Origin of the sequence: Butyricimonas synergistica DSM 23225 (assembly GCF_000379665.1) — a bacterium.
Classification (GTDB): domain Bacteria; phylum Bacteroidota; class Bacteroidia; order Bacteroidales; family Marinifilaceae; genus Butyricimonas; species Butyricimonas synergistica.
In genome coordinates this window covers 227,788-246,691 of the sequence record NZ_KB903369.1, presented here as the reverse complement: position 1 = coordinate 246,691, position 18,904 = coordinate 227,788, and the positions used below count along the sequence as shown (strand labels likewise).

Genomic DNA, 18,904 nt, shown 5'->3' with positions numbered 1-18,904 from the left:
AAATTTCTTTTATTATCCTAAATCTATTTTCTTCCTCCATGTTAAGGATATAAGGTACTAGTGGAAGAATCCTCATGAGTGATCCGTCACGGTTACCTCGTTTATTGTCTATCCCTGTTACATGTGGAGATCCATTATTTCTTAAATTTACAATGGCAAAATAATTTATATAGTTTATATCAAATGTTTCGTTAGCTGGTGTCCAATAGTCTTCATACATCCATTTCGTGAACTTGTTGATAATATCATTTAGGTCATAACCATTACAGAGGGATTCTGCTAGACAAAAGGATAAAGAAGTATTATCAGACCATGTACCTGCTGGTATATTAAACTGATCGAGTCCCTCCATTGTCGTAACTGGATTTTTTGCTATAACTTCTCTATCTAAAAATTGAACTGGCAATCCTAAAGCATCACCTATAGCTGTTCCTAATAATATATCTTTGTTTAAGTTGTTCATATTCTATATGTTTATGAGGTCTATTTGATGATATAAATATATATAAATCCCCTTGTTTGTGATAGTTTTTTAAGCAATATGTTTTTCTAAATCTTAAAATTTGAACATGGTGACTTTTCTCTTGAATTGGTATATAATACCTAATATGAAGATAATTACTCACTAACTAAAATTCTGTTATGAGAAATATCTAAAATGCAATATTCTTTATCTTCAAAGCTGTCAACATAACAATAAATCAACACGTTATTATATATATAAATATCTGATATTCTGACATATTTATTTGGTGCTATCCTGTTCAATTAGTACTTTTGTACATGTAAATGATTGGTCTGATGTTCTTTCCTGAATTAGATACTCTTTTGTTTGTTAGAAAAATTTGTTCCTATGAAATTACGTGAGAAAGGAAAAACCACCGATTCAGAATGGTTTGGAATGGAACATTATCGAATTTTCCATGAAATGGATTTATTCAGGTATGTAAACATGGAGAGATTAAAAATGTTATATCCTGATATTTTTGGAAGTCCCAAACCGAAGCTTGTCAAGAAAAGACAGCACAAATAAGCCAGTACCTCAAAAGTGCTGGCTTTCTTTATTTATACACAAAAAGGGATGACAAACTGAAGTCTATCATCCCCTCACACCATACTAGCACACCATACTAATTTAATGGCACTATATATTTATAACCTTGTGATGTATTCTCTTCGGCACTGATAATGTCGTTATCTTGCATGTCCTGTAACTCCTTGTTAGAATAAAGATAGACAGATGAAATGTGATCGCTTTCTTGTTTTAAAGCATTAATTAGCTGCTTCGCCCAATCTGCCTCTTTTCCATTTCTATCATTAATTTGAATATCCACTAACTTACTATCTGCGCAACCAAATGAAAAGACACCGTTTATAACATCATTCTGTTTCAACACTGCCCACTCGTTACGTTGAAAGAAAGTTTTTGTTAGTTCGATTGGAGTTTTATCTGTTTGCTTCCAACGTATCTCTATTTTAATTTCATTCATAATCTAATAAAATAGTTACCACTTTCATTACTTGGAAGTATTGAAGTGATAAAAGGTTACTTTAATTAAATCCTGTTTCTATTTTCCAATTTTTATTTTTAGCGATGCTTATATCACCTTTTGCGTCACCTTGACTAAAACTAATTCTTCCTGCTTCTTTTCCTGTTCTATCAGGCAAACTATTATAAATGGCATTCATTGTATCATTATTGAATAAATTTTTGTGACACAGCAATTCCTTAAGCTCTGTACATTTACTAATATCTAATGACGTTAATTGATTATGAGCACATTCTAAGCTCTCAAGTTTAGGGCAACCACTAAGGTCTAATGACGTTAGTCTATTGTGATAGCATGACAATTCCTTAAGTCCTGCGCAATTACTAACATTTAATGACGTTAGTTGATTATTATAGCACAATAATTCCTTAAGTTCTATACAATTACTGGCATTTAATGTAATTAGTTCTTGATTGTCAAAACACCATAATTCTTCAAGTTTTTGGCAATTACTAACATCAATGGTTTCTATTTTATGACTAAGCCTAATACTTACAGAGGATAAAGCTGGATATTTCTTTAAATCTACAGTAGTTATTTTGGTATTATATACTTCTATTTCTTTTATAGAATCAGGAGCACTAATATCAAATGATGTTATGACCGCATCAGGGATTTCATCTCCGTAATTTGGTATTGACTTACATCCAAATTTCGTGATCGGTTCATGACCTTTTATTGTAATGGTATAATTACCCAAATCATACAAAGGTGCTCTTAGCGTTGTTTGACTAGTATTCCAAAAATTAGCTTTAATAAATTCATTGCCAGCATTTCCCCATCTAATACTATCAGCTTGAGCACAAGTTATGCTTATATCTTGATCGTTAGAACGAATGTCAACATTCATTGTGATATACCAATAATCTATCGTTTCAGTAGGTTCTTCTGGGAGATTATTGTCCTTTTCATCATCATCAGAACAAGCCACGAACACCGTAGCCAGTAACATCATCAATAAAAAAATCTTTTTCATGTTAAATTGTAATTTATCTTTACTTCCAACCACCAAAGAAGTAATTAATATAAACAAGAAAGCGTGGTAGTTGTCAGCTTATCTTACGAAAGGTACGACCAAGTAACCCGACTAAAAATAAACAGCAACCCCACGCAAACCATGTATATAGTAGGTATATATACGGCAAGCATGAGCGTTTGTGTCTGTCTATCCCTTTAGTCTAAAAATTTGGTCGTTTTTTCGTAAAGGATAAAACTAAACGCTTCCATTAATTCAATATGTCTGCCATCCAGTAAACCGAATGACACCACAAAAGTAAATAAATTTCAGCATCTAACAAACGCAATTTAGGGTTGCTGTGTCACAAAATTAGACTAATCAATGGAATAAAAAGAATTTATTCCTAACGGTTTTCACTCTATAAACCATTTATAGGTGTTATCTCCATGTAACGCCCTATCTATTCCTTCCGTTAATTGCGTGGCGTTTAATGATCTATCAAGAAAATTATCTATGTAAGAAGATTTATTCGCACCTGTAAGCATATTGTAGAATTTCCATAAATTAATTTCATTCTCTCCATGTTCCCTCTTGAAATTATCGTCATTGTAATACGCTTTAGCCACCATGTTAATCTGGCTATCCGTCAACTCCATGTAGGGTAAACGCTTCTTCTCTCTGGCAGGTAAACATTGATACAACCTACTTTTACCCAAGAATTGTGCGAATTGGTGTTCCGTGAGGTAAGAACCCGTGAAACTCTTCATCAACCTTAAATGCTTGTCCGCATCATACTGTTGGAATAACTTCATAACACCTCTAAAGAGATCATGGCAACTCATCGCTCTTAAATCAGTCTGGAATCCATCCGTGAAAGTACATAGGTTACAACATACCTTATTCTGGAATCCAATAGCAACACTAAACCTCTCAGAAGTCTTCTTTGAATAGAGGTTCTCCCTGTTATACGCTCTCACTCCCGTGATACATAGATTAACCCTGTTACCGTTTATAGATTCATAAATAGTGGGAATCTCGAAAGCGAACGCCATTCTTTCATAATAGATAGTTTTATCCGTTTCCAGTAATTCAGATACTGGTTTATGTATGGCTTCTGGAATCCTACCTTTTATAACATGGCTAACCATTATATCAGTTTCATCAATACTTTCCCCTCTAAACAATTCACTGGCTACCTTATGAACTGTTTCAATAAATGCTGGATGGGATATTGTCATCTCGTTATCCTTGCTGAACACTGGCACTATACAATCATTCTTTAAATGCTGCATATCTACTGGCGTGGTGTTAGCCTCTATGAAATGTTTCCTCCTTTCCTTCTTGGTTGGTTCATTTACTACTTTATAAGGAGTGTAGGTAGGTTCTTCCTTTTTCATGTTATCACTGCCAAATAAAACTGGCAACAATCCTTCATTTTGACTTGGAATTAATATCGCTGTACTCATAATCTAGTCTATTTAACGGTGGTGGAAATATTTAAATTTTCAGTTTATATATACAATTCATAAATTCTCCACCAACCTTGATTTATAATGTTCATTATCACTTTTACTTGATTTATTCATTCTCTAGCGTTATGCCAGTTAAAAAATAGAACTGGAAATATATTTATAGTTTACGTTCTATTGGTGGTGAGAATTATTGTCCTTATTGGCTATATATACCAATCCAGACAAAAATTCACCAACTCCAATTTCTAAAGTTTACCGTTAGCTGAATAGCTGTAATACCCCTCTTCATAATATAGGACATAATCCAATAACTCTACATCTATATATGAAAGTGCAATCTTTACCTGTTGTACCAGTTCATCATCCTGTTTAGTTGGTTCAATATCACCAGAAGGTTGATTTATACAAACTATTAAACTCTTGCAATTAGAGAGTGCCGCTAGCTGTACTATAAACCTTATATCCGTGATATTGTAAGATAACGCACCTTCACTGATTGTGGATATACCTAACACTTGATTCCTACCATTTAACAGGATAACTCTAGTTGAGATATGGTGTTCGATGGTATCTTTAAATGGAGAAACCAGTAACTCGTGGACGTCTTTAGCGGTTACTATTTTATACCTTTTAGAAGGTTTAGTGTTATTCCTGTACACCAGTTCCACTACTGGCACTTTTATCAATTCTTCTTTCATGATATTGTTTTACTTGATTTTTAATTTGAATACGTTAATGGTAATGAAATTTAGAGAGTTGTAAGTTTATCAGGTTTGGCAATGGAGAGGAAAGATTCTTGTTTATACTGCCTGTTTAGAAAGTCAATGTTTTCTTCACTCTGGTATAACAATATCTTTCCCCTATCCACTGCGCTCCCTGTCCCTGTATCTTTAACTACTCTTCCAAGTAGGCGAATTTCTTGATCTGCATCTTTGTTTTGGTTCCAGCGTAAACGGCAGGAGTTTCAACCTGACCGCACAACACTATGGTTTTGCCTTTAAGCGCTAGGATAAGCTGGTCTAGCATCATGTTCTTGGCGAAAGAGTAGATGAAACGTAACTTGTCACCATGTTTCTGTTCTATGGCGGGGTCACAGGGAATATCATCTGGCGTGATGTCCCCTTTCTGGCTGGCACGCACTAGTTGAGTGTATTTAATCTCTTTCACCTCTTCCTCTCCCAAGGCGCAAACCAGTTGTAATTGTTGAGGGTTTTCCCCTTTGAAGTCAATAACGGTCATTTCATCACCAACCTTAACGGGAGTGGGTAATACCGCCACCTGATTTTTAAACTTTTCAATCAACTCTGGGTTGAGTTCAAGGGAATTGTTAGGTTGGGCAACCTCCAAATTTTGGTAGTAAGTTTTCAAGTTCATAATTGATGAGTTTTTTGATTAATTAATTTGATTTTCTTCACTCTTGGGGTGGGGGTATAAATGGTTACACTACCCTAGCGTGTAACACTCTTCAAAATATAATGCCAACCTGAAATTGAAGGGGAGGGGGTGTTTTATAGAGGGTAGGTATATGTTTGGCGTGTCGCCCACAAATGAATAATAAAGAAATATATGTTACTATTTGTACTAATTATTTTTTAGATTTGTACTAATTTCAATTTTTTATTATGGAAGCAATAGAAAGAAAAGAAGATATATATGAAAATATAGCCCAAGTTGAGAAATATTTAGCTTGTGAAGAGGGAAAAAAATTACAAGTAGAAATGATAGGGCTCATACAACGTGGACGTAATTTTGTATCGTATAAGACTGGAAATGGCTGGCATTTCGTTCCTAGTAAATATATTGGATATAAAAAGAATAACCTGAAAATACATAAAATTAATATAGAAAAAAAAGAAATTACTGGACGAGAAACAGGTGGTTTTATATTTAAAGTATTAAAGGTAAAACAACAACCAGATACTGAATTAGAATGCGAGTACCAGTCTTTTTGTCAACAACTAGGTATTCCTGTTACTGAAATATACAAACGCCCTCGAAAATTCTGGAGATTAGAAGATGTTCCAGAAGAATATTTAAAGTCAGTAACAGAGTGTAGGAGTGAATATACAGAAGGGAAAATTAAAGAGGTAAATCATCATAAATATAGGGAACGAGATTCTAAATTAATTCAGGCTGCAAAAGCTAAATTCAAAATAAATCACGGAGGTCAACTTTATTGTGAAATATGTGGATTTAATTTTAGAGAGATATATGGTAATGCGGGATATGATTTTATTGAAGCACATCACACAAAACCAATATCAGAAATGGACGAGGAGGGAGAAATAACTGATATTAACGATTTAATAATGGTGTGTTCTAATTGTCATAGCATAATTCATCGCAGAAATCCGTTTTATACAATAGAAGAGATGAAAAATATTATAAACTTAAATTCTTAATATATACATTTTTTATCGCAAAATCCATAAACTTTACTAGGGCTATAGTAAAGATTCACATAATGTTATTTTGAACTTTTGCAAACTTTGCTTGTATAAACAAAAGGTGGATTATAATTTTCAATGGGTAGATGAATATATAAACTTATCACTGATTTTTAAATATTATTTCTATTATAATACAACTAAAGGTATAATACTGGTAATTTCACTTCTTCTTCTGGGTGGGGAACTCTTTCTTTATAACATTTAGTATTTATCAATGAAGTAAGGAAATACTGTAAACTATGTATCTGGGGTGGCAGGTTAGGGCATAATTTAGGGAGGTTATATTTCAATGAATAATAGTTATAATGCTTCTTGGCATTTCTATCTCTATTTCTAACTGCCGTTTCCAGTTCCTCTTCTGGTTGATCGTACCTGTGAATACATAACACTTCCATTAGCTTGAAATCGTATGGAGGTGGGATAACATTCTTCTCTATACAATAATTATATATAATATCATATTTCTCTCTAGCTAACTTATCAAAAGTTCTCGGTCCAAAATTACTTTTAGTATGTGGGGCATCCAGTATAATATTACTATCCGTGATAAGGAAGAAATTATTAACTTCCACCAGTTTATGATGCTTTACTGCCAAATCTATATATTTCTTTACTGTTTTAGGAGATAAATTTAATCGTCTTGATATTTCTGTCTTGTTATAGCAAGTGATATTGGTATTATTGATACATAAACATTTAAGTAGCACTAGGAAGGCTTTTAATTCATCAGGAATATCTTCCAGTAATAAATCTTTCTTGAACCTGACCCAGTTACTCTTTGGAATGTTTACATGATACGTAACAGGCGTGGTTAACTGTCCTTCATTGTTCCTGTAATTATACTCTTTACGCAGGAAGCCTAAATCTTCAAATTTGGCAGTGTACTTGGAAATGGTATCCACATCTTTAATGCCAGTAACCTCACGAAGTGTTTCCCTCAGTACATGGGATTCTCCTGTTTCATAATCTGATTTAAAAAGTAACCATGTAAACAGGTGTGTTTCATTCAGGTTCAGTTTACCTGCAATATCTCTCGTTATGATTCTATAATCCTTCTTTTCTTCTTCATTCGCCATTATTAATTCCAGTTTGAAACAACCATCTAAAAATGATCTATGGACTTTCTGGTTCTGCTTTTATTTAGTGGGATAGGCTGGCAAGCCTGTAACACCAGTACTAGTTATTAGTTTACTAGTTAATAGTATGTACCCTGTCAATTCCCTAAAAGCATACCCCGTCAAATCCCCAACTTTTAAATATTGATCTTTATGGTTGGATAATCTCTCTATTTCAGGTTGGAATCTCTGGTTACATGAAATACAGTTATATCATGTAGCTTTATAGGTTAATCTTTACAGGGTGGTAGTATCTGGATTCTAGTATTCTCATCTGGAACGTAGTATATCTTTCTCTCTTTATCTACCTGTTTTTTAATCTTTTTCAGCCCTTTAGACTTTATCCAGAATCCTATGGATACCTTGTTATCTGGGATACCAGATTGTATGGCTAATCGCCTTAATCGCTCGTAAGTGTACATGATTTAATAGTTTGATTGATTAGTATGGTGTATCTAGTTTAGTGCCACTTGAAGACCAAAAATTACTCCTTACAGGTGGACTTGCAAGGAGTAATAGGAATCCTTATATGATTGTTTCAAATGGTATGCTTTGATCTTTAAGATGATACAAAGATACTAACTATCTGGCATACCGACAAATAGAGTATAGGTATTCTTTAAAAATAGAGTTGAGGTATATATAAAGTGAGAATATTGAAGATAAGGGTAGCTAACAGGCAAGTTTTCAAGTTATAGATGTACTTGTACTGGATATATTCAGGTTGGTGAGTTTTTAACGGATCGGGTATATAACAGTAAAATGCTTCAAATTTTTCACTACATGATAAAATATTAACTGGGGATAATACCTGTTATTTTTCTTGTCACCTCTTTTAGGTAGGGGGAATATTTCCTACTTTTAAGCGGCTAAAAAGAATGATTATGGAAGCAAACGAGATGATTTTAATAGAAACGTTGAAGGATATTGAACCTGCATTAAAAGAATACTTCGCTTATGACAGGGCGATGTTATACCCTGAAATAGAAAGAATGTATCTAGCAACTCACCCAGCAGGATTACATAACATACAACTAGAAGACAAGTACAGGGTGGAAGTTCCAAGCACGCTAGATGAACTGGCGACAAGTGATAACCCGTTTGATTGGCAACGTTACGCTCCTAGAGAGCAAAAGATGATAAAAGTGGTTGATACCTTAGCTTACATGACAAACAACATAAAAGGTATCCTTTTTAAAGATGATGGATTGAAGAAAAAGATAGAGGAACTAGTTGAGGGAAGTAATATCCCAGAAGAATATCAAGTTGCCATGGTTCACGTCCTCTGGATACTAGCCATTATCTACAAGAAGCATGAAGCGTTCAAACCTATCCTAGACCCAGAATTACTGGAGCAAAGTTACAACATGGATACCTATTTCCAGCAAGTAAGACCTGAAATGCTACAACTCTACCTGTTCCTTAAGAGGGATAAAAGGAAGAAAGACAAATCAATCACTTTAAGTAACAATCAAGAAAAGATCATCATTAACAACCCCATGGAGAGCTGGTTCACCAATCTCCTAGATTCCTACCTACATATATACTTGGGAGTAAATTCTATTGAAGAAGCGGAAGAAGAATTAAAGGAAGTCTATTCATCAAAGAAAGGACGAAAGGCAGATAACCCAGCACGAAACCTTGTAATAATGGGGATATACCGTTTATTAAAAAAACATTCCCAGTTAAAGGATAGCAAAATACATGATTTTATCTACGAGTACATGTGTATAATAGAAGAAGGTGATGTAGTTAATGCAACAATAAAATCCGTGATTGAATATTTCAAAAAAGGCGATTACAAACCCCAATGGGTTCCCGCATCACAAGGTAATTATAGAATCTCCCCCAATAACCCTTCCAAACTTTATTTTTGGTAACAACACTAGCCGTCATACATTTTTTTCTTGAAAAATTCGCAGAGAATAGTAAAAATACTGGAACTATTTCTCTGCGAATTTTCATTTATTGCTTCTATAGTTTTGTGTCGTCAATCAAGAATGACGGCGCGCACCTCTTCCAAGATTGAGGGTAAGCTCCAGCCCTGTTGGATGCAAAATGTAGAATCCATAAAAATAACGACATGGATACCAGAAATACTATTTTAGACGAGAATTGTCTTGCAGTCATAACAGAAGCTAATGTAGTCTTAAGCTATGCTGCGATAGGGAGATTAGATAACCTTACTTCCTGCATTATTTGGAAGTTTAAAGACTTACCCGTGCAGGAAGCAACTTTTACTATTAACCTCGATAATGTATATTTGGATAACAACCCAGACGTCACTCTGCTAGTAGAAAAAATATTTCCAGATACGATACGACCTTTGGTAAAAAGGAAGTTGTTATGCACTTTTCCTGATATCGAGTTTAAAGATGTACAAATCTTGATTGTTTCACGAGAAGATTTAGATAGCGACGAGGAGGAACAGGACGGTATGTTCTATGATGTAAATCTAGTGATAACAATATCACGTGAAATAATACAAGAGGAATAATCTACTGGAAAGATCATCCCGAATTCAATTATCGGGGTTTGGGATGGTCTACATTCAACTGAATGTGGGAAATACTAGAAATAAACTTTGGTTAGAATGAAATAGAGAGCTGTTTTATCTACCATTAATTCAATTATTATTTTTATGATACAAAAAAAGAAACAATTTGAAATTGAACCAGAGGGGGCTGTTAACAAGATCGTGAAATGTCTTGATTCGTTACCTCCAGAAAAATTATTGGCTGTTTTATTCCAAGCATGTTTTCATATGCAGGAAAAAATAGATGATATTCATGACGAGTGTGTTCATGTCGTGAAAACGGCAGGAGAAGAGGAGGTGTGGGACGAGCAAGAATATCGTTCAAAAATTGACAACCTCCACGCCAAGGCTAAGAGTATATGGCTTAACGCCTTTAACGGGGGAGGAAGTCCAAAACATCTCGGGAATAACCTGTTTGAAGAATTAAACCTTCAAGTATGATAGAATGAAGTTCTTGGTTTGGTTATGAGCCAAGAACTTCTAAAACCCGTGTTATCAATTTTCCAAATAAACCTGTTGCAAGAATTTTTTATATAAAACTATTGAAGCCCATGATTTATTTTTTTGACTTTCCCAAAATTGGATATTTCAATTTTAACATTTATGGGCTTTCTGCCTTTGAATTTGTAAGTTGCATTTTTGCATTGTCAATCAACAATGATTGATTTACAAACCTCTGGCAGTGACAGAGAAAATTGTAAAAACTAAAACTAATACAGTTATGGAATATATTACAAAAGAAGAAGTGGAAGAATACATGGACTTGCATTCTAATAGTTACAACCGTTTAGAAATGCTAATGGAGATGTGTTGTTGTGATACTTTTATTAAAGACGTGGAAGATTTTGCAGAGTTACTTGGTTACTATTATTCAAGTTGTGATAATTTATATTACTACCGTGGGGTTGTAAGAAAAGCTTTCACGTATGCCTCTCTACGGAAGGAAAGGTTAATGACCACGGAAGAATTAGAGTTCTTGAAGAATCTTCCCGATAAAGTGACTATTTACAGGGGAATGACAGTAGAGGAAAGCACGAAAGAACACCAAGGTGTTAGTTGGACGCTAGATAAAAAAGTTGCGGAGTTTTTTGCTTACCAGTACATACGCAACCAAAGTACTGCCAAGAAACCTAAAACCGTGGTTGAAAAAGTGATTGATAAAAGCGAGATAATCGCCGTTTTTCTGGGGAGAGAAGAACAGGAGATTATTTACATGGGAACAAATCCTGATGGCAAGGATTCCGATGAAGACTGGGAACTTGAAGAGGATGCGGAAGCCATGTTTTACAGGGAGGATTGGGAACTTTTATAGACTGGAATAATCAACGGGGGAATGGTGAGTGATAGCTTACCTACCCTCTTGATAAAATATCATATATAGTTAATAAAATAGAAGTAAAAACATGACAAAAATCGAATGGACGGAAAGAACGTGGAACCCAGTAACGGGATGCACGCAAAAATCGGAAGGTTGTAGAAATTGTTACGCCAAGACAATGGCTCTACGTCTTCAAGGTATGGGGCAAGCCAAGTACAAGGAGGGGTTTAAATTGACCTTGCATGAAGATGTACTGGCAGAACCCAAGTGTTGGAGGAAATCAAGCATGGTCTTCGTTTGTTCCATGGGAGATTTATTCCATGAAGAAGTTCCCTTTGAATTTATCGACAAAGTGATGAACACGATCTGGGAAACTCCACGGCACACCTACCAGTTATTAACCAAAAGACCAGAGAGAATGGAAGAGTATTTCCGAGATCATTATATTCCAGAGAATGTATGGTTAGGAACAACGGTAGAGGCGGCAGAATACAAATACCGTGTTGATATATTGAGGTCAATAAAGGGTTCTTTTAAATTCCTGTCTTGTGAACCTCTTGTAGAGAATCTGGGAGAACTGGATTTGACAGGTATTGATTGGGTAATAGTAGGTGGTGAGAGTGGTAATAGGGCAAGACCCATGAAAGAGGAATGGGTAATGAACATCAAGGATCAGGCAGAGGTACAAGGTGTGGCTTTCTTTTTCAAGCAATGGGGAACATGGGGTAGTGACGGGGTGAAGCGAAGCAAAGAGGCAAACGGACATCTTTTAAATGGTAAGGAGTACCAAAAGATACCTGATAAATAAGAATATAATACATTTACATGGATAAACCAGTTACTCGTTACGGGTAGCTGGTTTATTATTTTGACTATTCACAAAATATATGTGTATATATAACAATTCATTATTTAAGAAATACAAAATACACAGCTAATACCAAACATACTGCTGCCGCTAAATGATTCCACTTCAATGTTTCCCCTTGAAAAAAGACCATTGTAAAAATGGCAAAAATAATAAGGGTTATCACCTCTTGAATAACTTTAAGCTGCAAAAGCGTAAATGGTCCTCCATTTCCCTGAAAACCAATGCGATTAGCTGGAATTTGACATGAATACTCAAAAAATGCCGTCATCCATGATATTAAAATAACTCCAATCAAGGGCCAATTATTAATAATCTTCATTTCCTGCAATTTCAAATGACCGTACCAAGCAAAAGTCATGAAAACATTGGAAACTACAAGTAATAATATCGTATATAATCCTTTCATATATTATTCATTATAAGAAATTTAACATCAGATTTTTTTTTAAATTTTCTGCTCAATTTGTCAGGGGTTATTACGAATTTTTATACTCGAAGAGAGCGATACTCCACGAGAAAAGAATTACACCGAAAAGGGGCCAGCTGTCTATCCACTTCATTTCCTGCAATTTCAAGTGCCCATACCAGGCAAATGTCATAAAGATGTTGGAAACAATCAATAACAATATCGCGTAAATTCCCTGCATACGATCAAATATTAATCCATGAAATGATTTTCTAAAACCGACACAAAAGTATAAAATTTATTACCTTTGTTGATAACGATTGGGACAAACTTTAAGTACCGGAATCATGAAAGCAAATAAAATCCAAAAAATAGAGATTCGCAATATATGGGGAAAGTATAGTTTCCGATGGGAGAATCTGAATCCAGACGTGAATATCCTGACAGGTATTAACGGTAGCGGTAAAACGACGTTCTTCAATATTATCGACGCCTTGTTGTCTGCCGATGTCAAACGGTTGAAACTGTATAATATCGAGGCGGAAGTCACGATTGACGGGAATGATATTATTTTCCGCAAAGACAGTTCCGTTGCCTCTGTCAGGCAAAAGCTATCAGGAGTAAATTACCTGAAGATAAGCACATTCGACGTACCTATCCGGGATCGTCGGAAAATGGGCAAGGAAGACAGTCCCTTGTTGAGCGAATTGAAAGAGATCGTGTACAGCGTAGGTGAGAATAACAATTCTTTCTCCGACTATCGCCTCCGAGCCACGAATTTCCCTGACCAGGCAGAAAAGATCAACCGCCGTATCCGGAATTTCTACGACACGGTAAACCACCTGTTCGCGGGCACCGGGAAAACGATAGAAATAGACCCGATGACGAATCAACTGATCTTCCGGGATGGCAACGAGATGATCCACTTGTACAAACTCTCTTCCGGGGAAAAACAATTGCTGATTATCCTGCTCCGGGTTTTCCTTATGGATGAACAACCGTACATCCTCCTCATGGACGAACCGGAAATATCGTTGCACATCGAGTGGCAATACCGTCTTTTTGAAGAAATTCAAAAATTGAACCCACATTGCCAGATCATCACGTCCACGCACTCTCCAAGCCTTTTCGGTGACGGATGGGGTGACAAACTTGTGTTTATCGAAGACTTATTAATTCCATGATCCAACTAATTTTAGATTTATGATTTTAGATTTCAGATTGAAAATTATCACCTCCCCTCCTTCCATGTATTGGAGGAAAGAGCCGATCTGAATCTTTCATTTTCAATTCTCAATTTTCAATTGCTATGCTTCGCCCTCCCGTATCAAAAGAAAAATATTACTACCACGCTGCCAAACGATTTATGATGGATGCACAATTGTTGCGTTGCCGTGCTGCCATACACGTGGAAGATAAAGACGATATTGTGTTTTGGAGTACCGTTCTAAAACACTTCCGCCCTAATGACCGATTCCATTTTATTGCCGGCTCCCGGAACGAGAGAGGACATGAAACGAAAGGCGTCACGCAATGCTTGAAATACGTCAAATACCTGAACCCGAAGTTTTTCATCTGCATAGACAGTGACTACCGCTACCTGTTGCAAGAAAGAGGAATAGATATTGAACATTACATTTTTCAAACATATACCTACTCGTTCGAGAATCATCATTGTTACGAGGAAGGATTAAACGATTTATGTCGCCGGATCACGACGCTACCTAATCATTGCTTTGATTTCAAACGATTCTTGAAGGACTACTCGAACATCGTGTATGAATTATTCTTGTGGCATCTCTATTTTCTCGTTGCCGACCCGAAACGTTTCTCGATAGCGGAATTCAACGAGTTAGCCTCATTCGAATGGCAACGCCGACCCGACATCCGACAAAACGGACGCAAGGAATTAAACATTCTGAAAAATAAGGTAGACCGGAAGCTGGCACAATTACGCAGAGCCTATCCCAAAGCAGCTCTTTCTATCCTGGAAGAGAAGTACAAAGAAATGGGATTAACACCCGACACGACTTATCTTTTCATCCGGGGACATAACGTGTATGATATGGTGTACGCCCTAAACCGGGAGGTATGTAAAAAAGTCCTGCGGGAAGCGAAAGATTCGTCCATGGGCGGACGTCCCCGGGTAAATCTATTCGGCTATCGTAACAGTATCGACGACCAGCTAAAGAAAAACATCCGCTTTGGGGCTTACCCTGCCATTCTGAAAATAGAGGAAGATGTCGGAAAACTATTTTAATTACTTTTTCGGTTTTTCCACTTCAAGTACAGCCCGGACTTTCTGCTTATCTTTATCCTGGATGGTGAAATAAACCTTCACGTGTATCCGTTCTCCGGCAGGAGTATTTTCCCATTTCGGTCCTTCCGCCAATAAACGGATCATTTCTTTATTGCTTTCCTTGGAGAATCCGTCTTTTATGCGGATACTACTCGGTACTTTCTTCTCGTTCAAGACGAATGACACTTGTATAACACCGGCATGATTTGCTTCCAGATCTGTTTTTGGGAACCGCAACGCTTTTCCCATGTACCGGTTAAACCGTGCCACATCATCCAACGAATCAGGCACGGAAGACACCACGACACTCGCCCCTTGAATCCGCATCTTAACCATTCCGGTATCCGCGGAAACCGTCGCCAACCTCACCTTCAAGTCCTCCCCCTCTCCCCGGTCTGCAACGATGATACGTCCGGAAGCTGTTGCGGACTTCATCTTCAACCCCTTCTCCTTTCCCAAACCGGTAACGACGACATCATCAACTCCTGCCTGAGCCTTCAATTTAACGTTCAGATGACTACCAGCGGTCACCTCAAATCCTTGAGTCTCCATCCCGATAAAAGAAAAAGTCATGTGGGCTTTTTCCTTCAATATATCCATTCGGAAACGCCCCTCCCGATCTGTACATCCCCCAATAGAAGTCCCGGAGATCATAATCGTAACTCCCGGAATCGGTTCATTCTTTTCGTCGGTCACGATTCCCTCCACTACATTCGTTTGCATATTTGCCTCGGCAGAGGAATCATTCACTTGTACTTCCGCAACATCGGCAGACATAACAACAGCTTTTTCCTGTTTATTCTCCACCGTCGATCTTTGCATTTTAACTTGTTCTTCCTCGGGGTGACAATCTTTCAATGTATCTTTTTCTAACAAATCTACACGTTCCCCATTGCTCAAAATCAACGTTCCCGCCGACCGCATATTCCCCGGGGACAACTGAGCCATATCCGTTTGGAATCCCGCCTTCTCATCTTGTACCTGCAAAAGCCAAATTGTCCCACATATAGCTAAAACTAAAAAAGAAGCAGCCACATACAACCACCCCCAGCTTTTTTTCCTGGAGGAACGCACCCGTGCTTCCAGATGACGCTCCAATCGGATCAACCCGTCAATCGGGTCGCTTGGGGTTGTCGTCAACCCTTCCAGAGCCTCGTACAGAAACGGATCAGACAAAGCCTCCCGCTCCAGCTTATGGGCAGGCTTCCCTTTCCGGTTGCCCCGCAGGTAATCTTTTATATCATCATTCCGCTTCATACGAATTTATTCCTTTACGTTCCAAACACAATTTCAAATTACGTTTCCCATTCTGGATAAAACTTTTTACCATCTTCATGGAAAAACCAGTCCGTTCTTCCACTTCCTTGTACGACAGTTCCTGCAAGAAAAAATGGTTCACGCTGATACGTTGCTTTTCGGGAAGTGCCTCAATACATTCCCTCAGCGCTTTTTCCCGCTCCTCATCTTCTCCTGCAATAGTAAGATGAATATCATCGCAAAATTCCATAAAAGAATCGTCCAAAGAAACAGATAAATTTCTATTTCGCTTCCGAAGTTCCATCAAACAGTAATTCCGGACACAAGTGTAGAGCCATGCTTTAAAAGATTTGATGTCGCTTCCCTTCACCTTCACGATCAACTCCTCGAATAACTGCATAACAGCATCTTGAGCATCCTCCGGTCGTTTCAAGTATTTCAACGCAACACCGTAAACAAGCGGCATATACCTTTTGTATACCTCCACGAGATACACCAATTCGCCCCTTGCACAATACTTTCGCAAAAGTTCTTCATCCGTTCTATATTCTTGCACCTGATTCACATCCAAGTATTGATTTTCACAAATATACGAATTTATAAAAAATTCTTTCACACATTTATGGAATTTCTTTTTCGCATGCATCTTCTCGTAAAACAAACTTTAAAACATTGCCTTATGAAGACCTGTTACATTTTCACGAAGATCACTTTTATCCTGATACTAAGCATGGGGCTGTCTCACGCCGCTTTTTCACAAAAGATACAAGTACGCGGAGTCGTATTTAGCGCAAAAGATAGCTTGCCGCTTCCCGGAACCACAGTTTTAATAAAAAACACTAGCACCGGATGCGCAAGTGACTACAACGGGAAATACACGATTACGGCACAAATCGGCGACTTTCTACAATTCAGTTTTATCGGATGTAAATCAATAACCGTTCCCGTAAAGGACTCCGTCCTAAACGTTTATTTGCAAGAAAGAATCCCCATTAACGATATTACAATTCCCAACAATGAAAAAAACTCAAAGGAATCATTTGTTATTATGGGAGCAGAAGGATCAAAAGCAAAACTGCGACTTAATGGCAGAAAAACTCGAACTCTAAATTCAGAAATACGTGTTCAAGGTTATAGCCGTCAATATGCTCCAATAAACACAGAAGAGTACAAAAGTTTCTCGCAAAACAATTTCCAAAAAGCTTTGGACGCTCCGCTTTCCACATTTTCCATTGATGTAGATGTTGCTTCCTACTCGAATATGCGGCGTTTTATCAATAACGGGCAAATACCTCCCGCCGACGCCATTCGCACGGAAGAATTGCTGAATTATTTCACTTATGATTACCCCGCCCCCCAGGGCAAAGACCCGGTAAGCATCACGACAGAAGTATCCTCCGCCCCGTGGAATCAGCAACACCGCTTGGTACATATCGGTATCAAGGCAAAAGAAATTGCCATAGACAACCTACCCGCTTCCAATCTAGTATTTCTGATTGATGTTTCCGGCTCCATGGACTCTCAAAATAAATTACCGTTACTAAAATCATCATTAAAACTGTTGGTTCAAAAACTTCGCCCACAAGACCGGGTAGCGATCGTCACTTATGCTAACCACACGGAAGAGGCACTTCCTTCCACTTCTTGCGAAGATAAGCAAAAGGTACTCTCCGTTATCGAGAACCTGCACGCCGGAGGCGGTACTGCTGGCAGCGACGGCATACAAAGAGCTTACCGGATTGCCGAAGCGAACTTTATCAAAGGCGGTAACAACCGGATTATTCTTTCCACGGACGGCGATTTCAACATCGGTCCTTCCTCTCCCCAAGAACTCGAGAAACTGATCGAAATCAAACGTTCCTCCGGCATTTACCTTACCGTACTGGGCTTCGGCATGGGTAATTACAAAGACAACCGGATACAAACGCTGGCAGAAAAAGGTAACGGGAATCACGCTTATATCGACAATCTGACGGAAGCCAAGAAAGTTTTAGTCAACGAATTCGGCGGCACTCTGTTCACGGTTGCCAAAGACGTGAAAATCCAAGTTGAATTCAATCCTGCTAAGGTACAGGCTTACCGTTTAATCGGGTACGAAAGCCGCCTGCTGGAAGACAAAGATTTTAACGACGACACGAAGGATGCCGGGGAAATGGGAGCCGGACATAGCGTGACAGCCTTGTACGAGATTATCCCTGTCGGTGTGAAGAGTAACCTACTAGGTGACATAGACCCGCTGAAATACCAGAAAACCGAGAAGAAAGAAGAAAAGAAATCACTAACAGATAGCCCGGAACTCCTGACGTTGAAACTCCGGTACAAACAACCGGACTCAGACAAAAGTTCCAAAATGGAGGTTTCTGCCATAGACAAAAACACTTCGTTGAACAACGCTTCCGAGAACTTCCGATTCTCGGCAGCCGTAGCAGGATTCGGGATGCTGTTGCAAGACTCCAAGTACAAAAACAACTTGACCTATGACGACGTTATCTTCCTCGCCCGTAAAGCCACCCGTTACGACCCGGAAGGTTACCGGAAAGAATTTATCCGCCTGGTTGAAAGTGTAGCCTTACTGAAATAAATGATATCTTCATTACTACTGAATTATATTGTTCAGTAGTGATGAACAAAAAAAAGGTCTATAAAATCCGAACGGATTTTGTAGACCTTTC

The 18,904-nt window shown here is 37.6% G+C and carries 20 protein-coding genes and 1 pseudogene; 10 read left to right on the top strand and 11 right to left on the bottom strand.

The genetic code is table 11. The features are described from left to right. A partial coding sequence (locus A3CY_RS0116385; RefSeq protein ID WP_018339021.1) for an ADP-ribosylglycohydrolase family protein occupies positions 1–463 on the bottom strand: 463 nt, incomplete at its 3' end. A 390-nt stretch (positions 464–853) separates the two neighbouring features. On the opposite strand from A3CY_RS0116385, the gene A3CY_RS21410 reads away from it, so the two are divergent. Continuing rightward, entirely contained in the window at positions 854–1,033 is a 180-nt protein-coding gene (locus A3CY_RS21410; protein ID WP_018339020.1) for a hypothetical protein, read from the top strand. Between the two features lie 97 nt (positions 1,034–1,130). Here A3CY_RS21410 and A3CY_RS0116375 read toward each other — a convergent pair whose 3' ends face one another. The 5 genes from A3CY_RS0116375 to A3CY_RS0116355 all read right to left on the bottom strand — a co-directional run bounded on the left by A3CY_RS0116375 (position 1,131) and on the right by A3CY_RS0116355 (position 5,354). Beyond that, a complete protein-coding gene (locus A3CY_RS0116375; protein WP_018339019.1) occupies positions 1,131–1,490 on the bottom strand; it encodes a hypothetical protein in 360 nt (119 codons plus the stop codon). A gap of 61 nt (positions 1,491–1,551) precedes the next feature. Further along, positions 1,552–2,526: a leucine-rich repeat domain-containing protein gene (locus A3CY_RS22260; RefSeq protein ID WP_051082750.1), complete on the bottom strand. Its 975-nt coding sequence runs from the start codon at positions 2,524–2,526 to the stop codon at positions 1,552–1,554. 395 nt (positions 2,527–2,921) lie between these two features. Next, complete coding sequence (locus A3CY_RS0116365) at positions 2,922–3,974, bottom strand: DUF3871 family protein (protein WP_018339017.1); 1,053 nt, start codon at positions 3,972–3,974, stop codon at positions 2,922–2,924. 251 nt (positions 3,975–4,225) lie between these two features. Further along, entirely contained in the window at positions 4,226–4,678 is a 453-nt protein-coding gene (locus A3CY_RS0116360; RefSeq protein ID WP_018339016.1) for a JAB domain-containing protein, read from the bottom strand. 196 nt (positions 4,679–4,874) lie between these two features. Beyond that, the gene (locus tag A3CY_RS0116355) at positions 4,875–5,354 is read right to left on the bottom strand and encodes a hypothetical protein (protein ID WP_018339015.1); all 480 of its coding nucleotides are present in this window, start codon (positions 5,352–5,354) and stop codon (positions 4,875–4,877) included. Between the two features lie 248 nt (positions 5,355–5,602). Here A3CY_RS0116355 and A3CY_RS0116350 point away from each other — a divergent pair, with 248 nt between their 5' ends. Beyond that, positions 5,603–6,382: an HNH endonuclease gene (locus tag A3CY_RS0116350; RefSeq protein WP_018339014.1), complete on the top strand. Its 780-nt coding sequence runs from the start codon at positions 5,603–5,605 to the stop codon at positions 6,380–6,382. 185 nt (positions 6,383–6,567) lie between these two features. Here the strand turns inward: A3CY_RS0116350 and A3CY_RS22255 are convergent, their stop codons facing one another. Next, on the bottom strand, positions 6,568–7,506 hold the full coding sequence (locus A3CY_RS22255) for a hypothetical protein (protein ID WP_018339013.1): 939 nt from the start codon (positions 7,504–7,506) through the stop codon (positions 6,568–6,570). Positions 7,507–8,429: 923 nt separating this feature from the next. On the opposite strand from A3CY_RS22255, the gene A3CY_RS0116335 reads away from it, so the two are divergent. From A3CY_RS0116335 to A3CY_RS0116315, 5 genes are all read left to right on the top strand, one after another. Continuing rightward, on the top strand, positions 8,430–9,425 hold the full coding sequence (locus A3CY_RS0116335; RefSeq protein ID WP_040371944.1) for a hypothetical protein: 996 nt from the start codon (positions 8,430–8,432) through the stop codon (positions 9,423–9,425). A 203-nt stretch (positions 9,426–9,628) separates the two neighbouring features. After that, on the top strand, positions 9,629–10,042 hold the full coding sequence (locus tag A3CY_RS0116330; RefSeq protein WP_018339010.1) for a hypothetical protein: 414 nt from the start codon (positions 9,629–9,631) through the stop codon (positions 10,040–10,042). Positions 10,043–10,186: 144 nt separating this feature from the next. Beyond that, positions 10,187–10,522: a hypothetical protein gene (locus A3CY_RS0116325; RefSeq protein ID WP_018339009.1), complete on the top strand. Its 336-nt coding sequence runs from the start codon at positions 10,187–10,189 to the stop codon at positions 10,520–10,522. 280 nt (positions 10,523–10,802) lie between these two features. Next, on the top strand, positions 10,803–11,393 hold the full coding sequence (locus A3CY_RS22250; protein WP_018339008.1) for a hypothetical protein: 591 nt from the start codon (positions 10,803–10,805) through the stop codon (positions 11,391–11,393). 91 nt (positions 11,394–11,484) lie between these two features. After that, positions 11,485–12,207 carry a phage Gp37/Gp68 family protein gene (locus tag A3CY_RS0116315; protein WP_018339007.1) on the top strand — a complete coding sequence of 241 codons (723 nt, stop codon included), beginning with the start codon at positions 11,485–11,487 and terminating at the stop codon, positions 12,205–12,207. Between the two features lie 100 nt (positions 12,208–12,307). Here A3CY_RS0116315 and A3CY_RS0116310 read toward each other — a convergent pair whose 3' ends face one another. Together A3CY_RS0116310 and A3CY_RS23040 are read right to left on the bottom strand one after the other, a co-directional pair. Next, on the bottom strand, positions 12,308–12,676 hold the full coding sequence (locus A3CY_RS0116310; RefSeq protein ID WP_018339006.1) for a DMT family protein: 369 nt from the start codon (positions 12,674–12,676) through the stop codon (positions 12,308–12,310). 82 nt (positions 12,677–12,758) lie between these two features. Next, positions 12,759–12,917, bottom strand: a pseudogene (locus tag A3CY_RS23040) (DMT family protein); the annotation flags it as partial. 106 nt (positions 12,918–13,023) lie between these two features. On the opposite strand from A3CY_RS23040, the gene A3CY_RS0116300 reads away from it, so the two are divergent. Both A3CY_RS0116300 and A3CY_RS0116295 read left to right on the top strand, forming a co-directional pair. Beyond that, complete coding sequence (locus tag A3CY_RS0116300; protein WP_026207777.1) at positions 13,024–13,860, top strand: AAA family ATPase; 837 nt, start codon at positions 13,024–13,026, stop codon at positions 13,858–13,860. 185 nt (positions 13,861–14,045) lie between these two features. Beyond that, complete coding sequence (locus A3CY_RS0116295) at positions 14,046–14,936, top strand: DUF4435 domain-containing protein (protein ID WP_240388172.1); 891 nt, start codon at positions 14,046–14,048, stop codon at positions 14,934–14,936. Here the strand turns inward: A3CY_RS0116295 and A3CY_RS0116290 are convergent, their stop codons facing one another. Together A3CY_RS0116290 and A3CY_RS0116285 are read right to left on the bottom strand one after the other, a co-directional pair. Further along, on the bottom strand, positions 14,937–16,232 hold the full coding sequence (locus A3CY_RS0116290) for a carboxypeptidase-like regulatory domain-containing protein (protein WP_018339002.1): 1,296 nt from the start codon (positions 16,230–16,232) through the stop codon (positions 14,937–14,939). It lies immediately after the preceding gene. Beyond that, a complete protein-coding gene (locus A3CY_RS0116285; RefSeq protein ID WP_240388171.1) occupies positions 16,219–16,848 on the bottom strand; it encodes an RNA polymerase sigma factor in 630 nt (209 codons plus the stop codon). The genes A3CY_RS0116290 and A3CY_RS0116285 overlap by 14 nt, the downstream gene beginning before the upstream one ends. A 63-nt stretch (positions 16,849–16,911) precedes the next feature. Here A3CY_RS0116285 and A3CY_RS0116280 point away from each other — a divergent pair, with 63 nt between their 5' ends. Further along, complete coding sequence (locus A3CY_RS0116280) at positions 16,912–18,813, top strand: YfbK domain-containing protein (RefSeq protein WP_018339000.1); 1,902 nt, start codon at positions 16,912–16,914, stop codon at positions 18,811–18,813. The last annotated feature ends 91 nt before the right edge of the window (positions 18,814–18,904 follow it).

Coding starts and splice junctions, on each gene's coding strand:
- A3CY_RS21410 (WP_018339020.1), top strand. CDS start 854: ATGAAATTACGTGAGAAAGGAAAAACCACCGATTCAGAATGGTTTGGA.
- A3CY_RS0116375 (WP_018339019.1), bottom strand. CDS start 1,490: ATGAATGAAATTAAAATAGAGATACGTTGGAAGCAAACAGATAAAACT.
- A3CY_RS22260 (WP_051082750.1), bottom strand. CDS start 2,526: ATGAAAAAGATTTTTTTATTGATGATGTTACTGGCTACGGTGTTCGTG.
- A3CY_RS0116365 (WP_018339017.1), bottom strand. CDS start 3,974: ATGAGTACAGCGATATTAATTCCAAGTCAAAATGAAGGATTGTTGCCA.
- A3CY_RS0116360 (WP_018339016.1), bottom strand. CDS start 4,678: ATGAAAGAAGAATTGATAAAAGTGCCAGTAGTGGAACTGGTGTACAGG.
- A3CY_RS0116355 (WP_018339015.1), bottom strand. CDS start 5,354: ATGAACTTGAAAACTTACTACCAAAATTTGGAGGTTGCCCAACCTAAC.
- A3CY_RS0116350 (WP_018339014.1), top strand. CDS start 5,603: ATGGAAGCAATAGAAAGAAAAGAAGATATATATGAAAATATAGCCCAA.
- A3CY_RS22255 (WP_018339013.1), bottom strand. CDS start 7,506: ATGGCGAATGAAGAAGAAAAGAAGGATTATAGAATCATAACGAGAGAT.
- A3CY_RS0116335 (WP_040371944.1), top strand. CDS start 8,430: ATGGAAGCAAACGAGATGATTTTAATAGAAACGTTGAAGGATATTGAA.
- A3CY_RS0116330 (WP_018339010.1), top strand. CDS start 9,629: ATGGATACCAGAAATACTATTTTAGACGAGAATTGTCTTGCAGTCATA.
- A3CY_RS0116325 (WP_018339009.1), top strand. CDS start 10,187: ATGATACAAAAAAAGAAACAATTTGAAATTGAACCAGAGGGGGCTGTT.
- A3CY_RS22250 (WP_018339008.1), top strand. CDS start 10,803: ATGGAATATATTACAAAAGAAGAAGTGGAAGAATACATGGACTTGCAT.
- A3CY_RS0116315 (WP_018339007.1), top strand. CDS start 11,485: ATGACAAAAATCGAATGGACGGAAAGAACGTGGAACCCAGTAACGGGA.
- A3CY_RS0116310 (WP_018339006.1), bottom strand. CDS start 12,676: ATGAAAGGATTATATACGATATTATTACTTGTAGTTTCCAATGTTTTC.
- A3CY_RS0116300 (WP_026207777.1), top strand. CDS start 13,024: ATGAAAGCAAATAAAATCCAAAAAATAGAGATTCGCAATATATGGGGA.
- A3CY_RS0116295 (WP_240388172.1), top strand. CDS start 14,046: ATGGATGCACAATTGTTGCGTTGCCGTGCTGCCATACACGTGGAAGAT.
- A3CY_RS0116290 (WP_018339002.1), bottom strand. CDS start 16,232: ATGAAGCGGAATGATGATATAAAAGATTACCTGCGGGGCAACCGGAAA.
- A3CY_RS0116280 (WP_018339000.1), top strand. CDS start 16,912: ATGAAGACCTGTTACATTTTCACGAAGATCACTTTTATCCTGATACTA.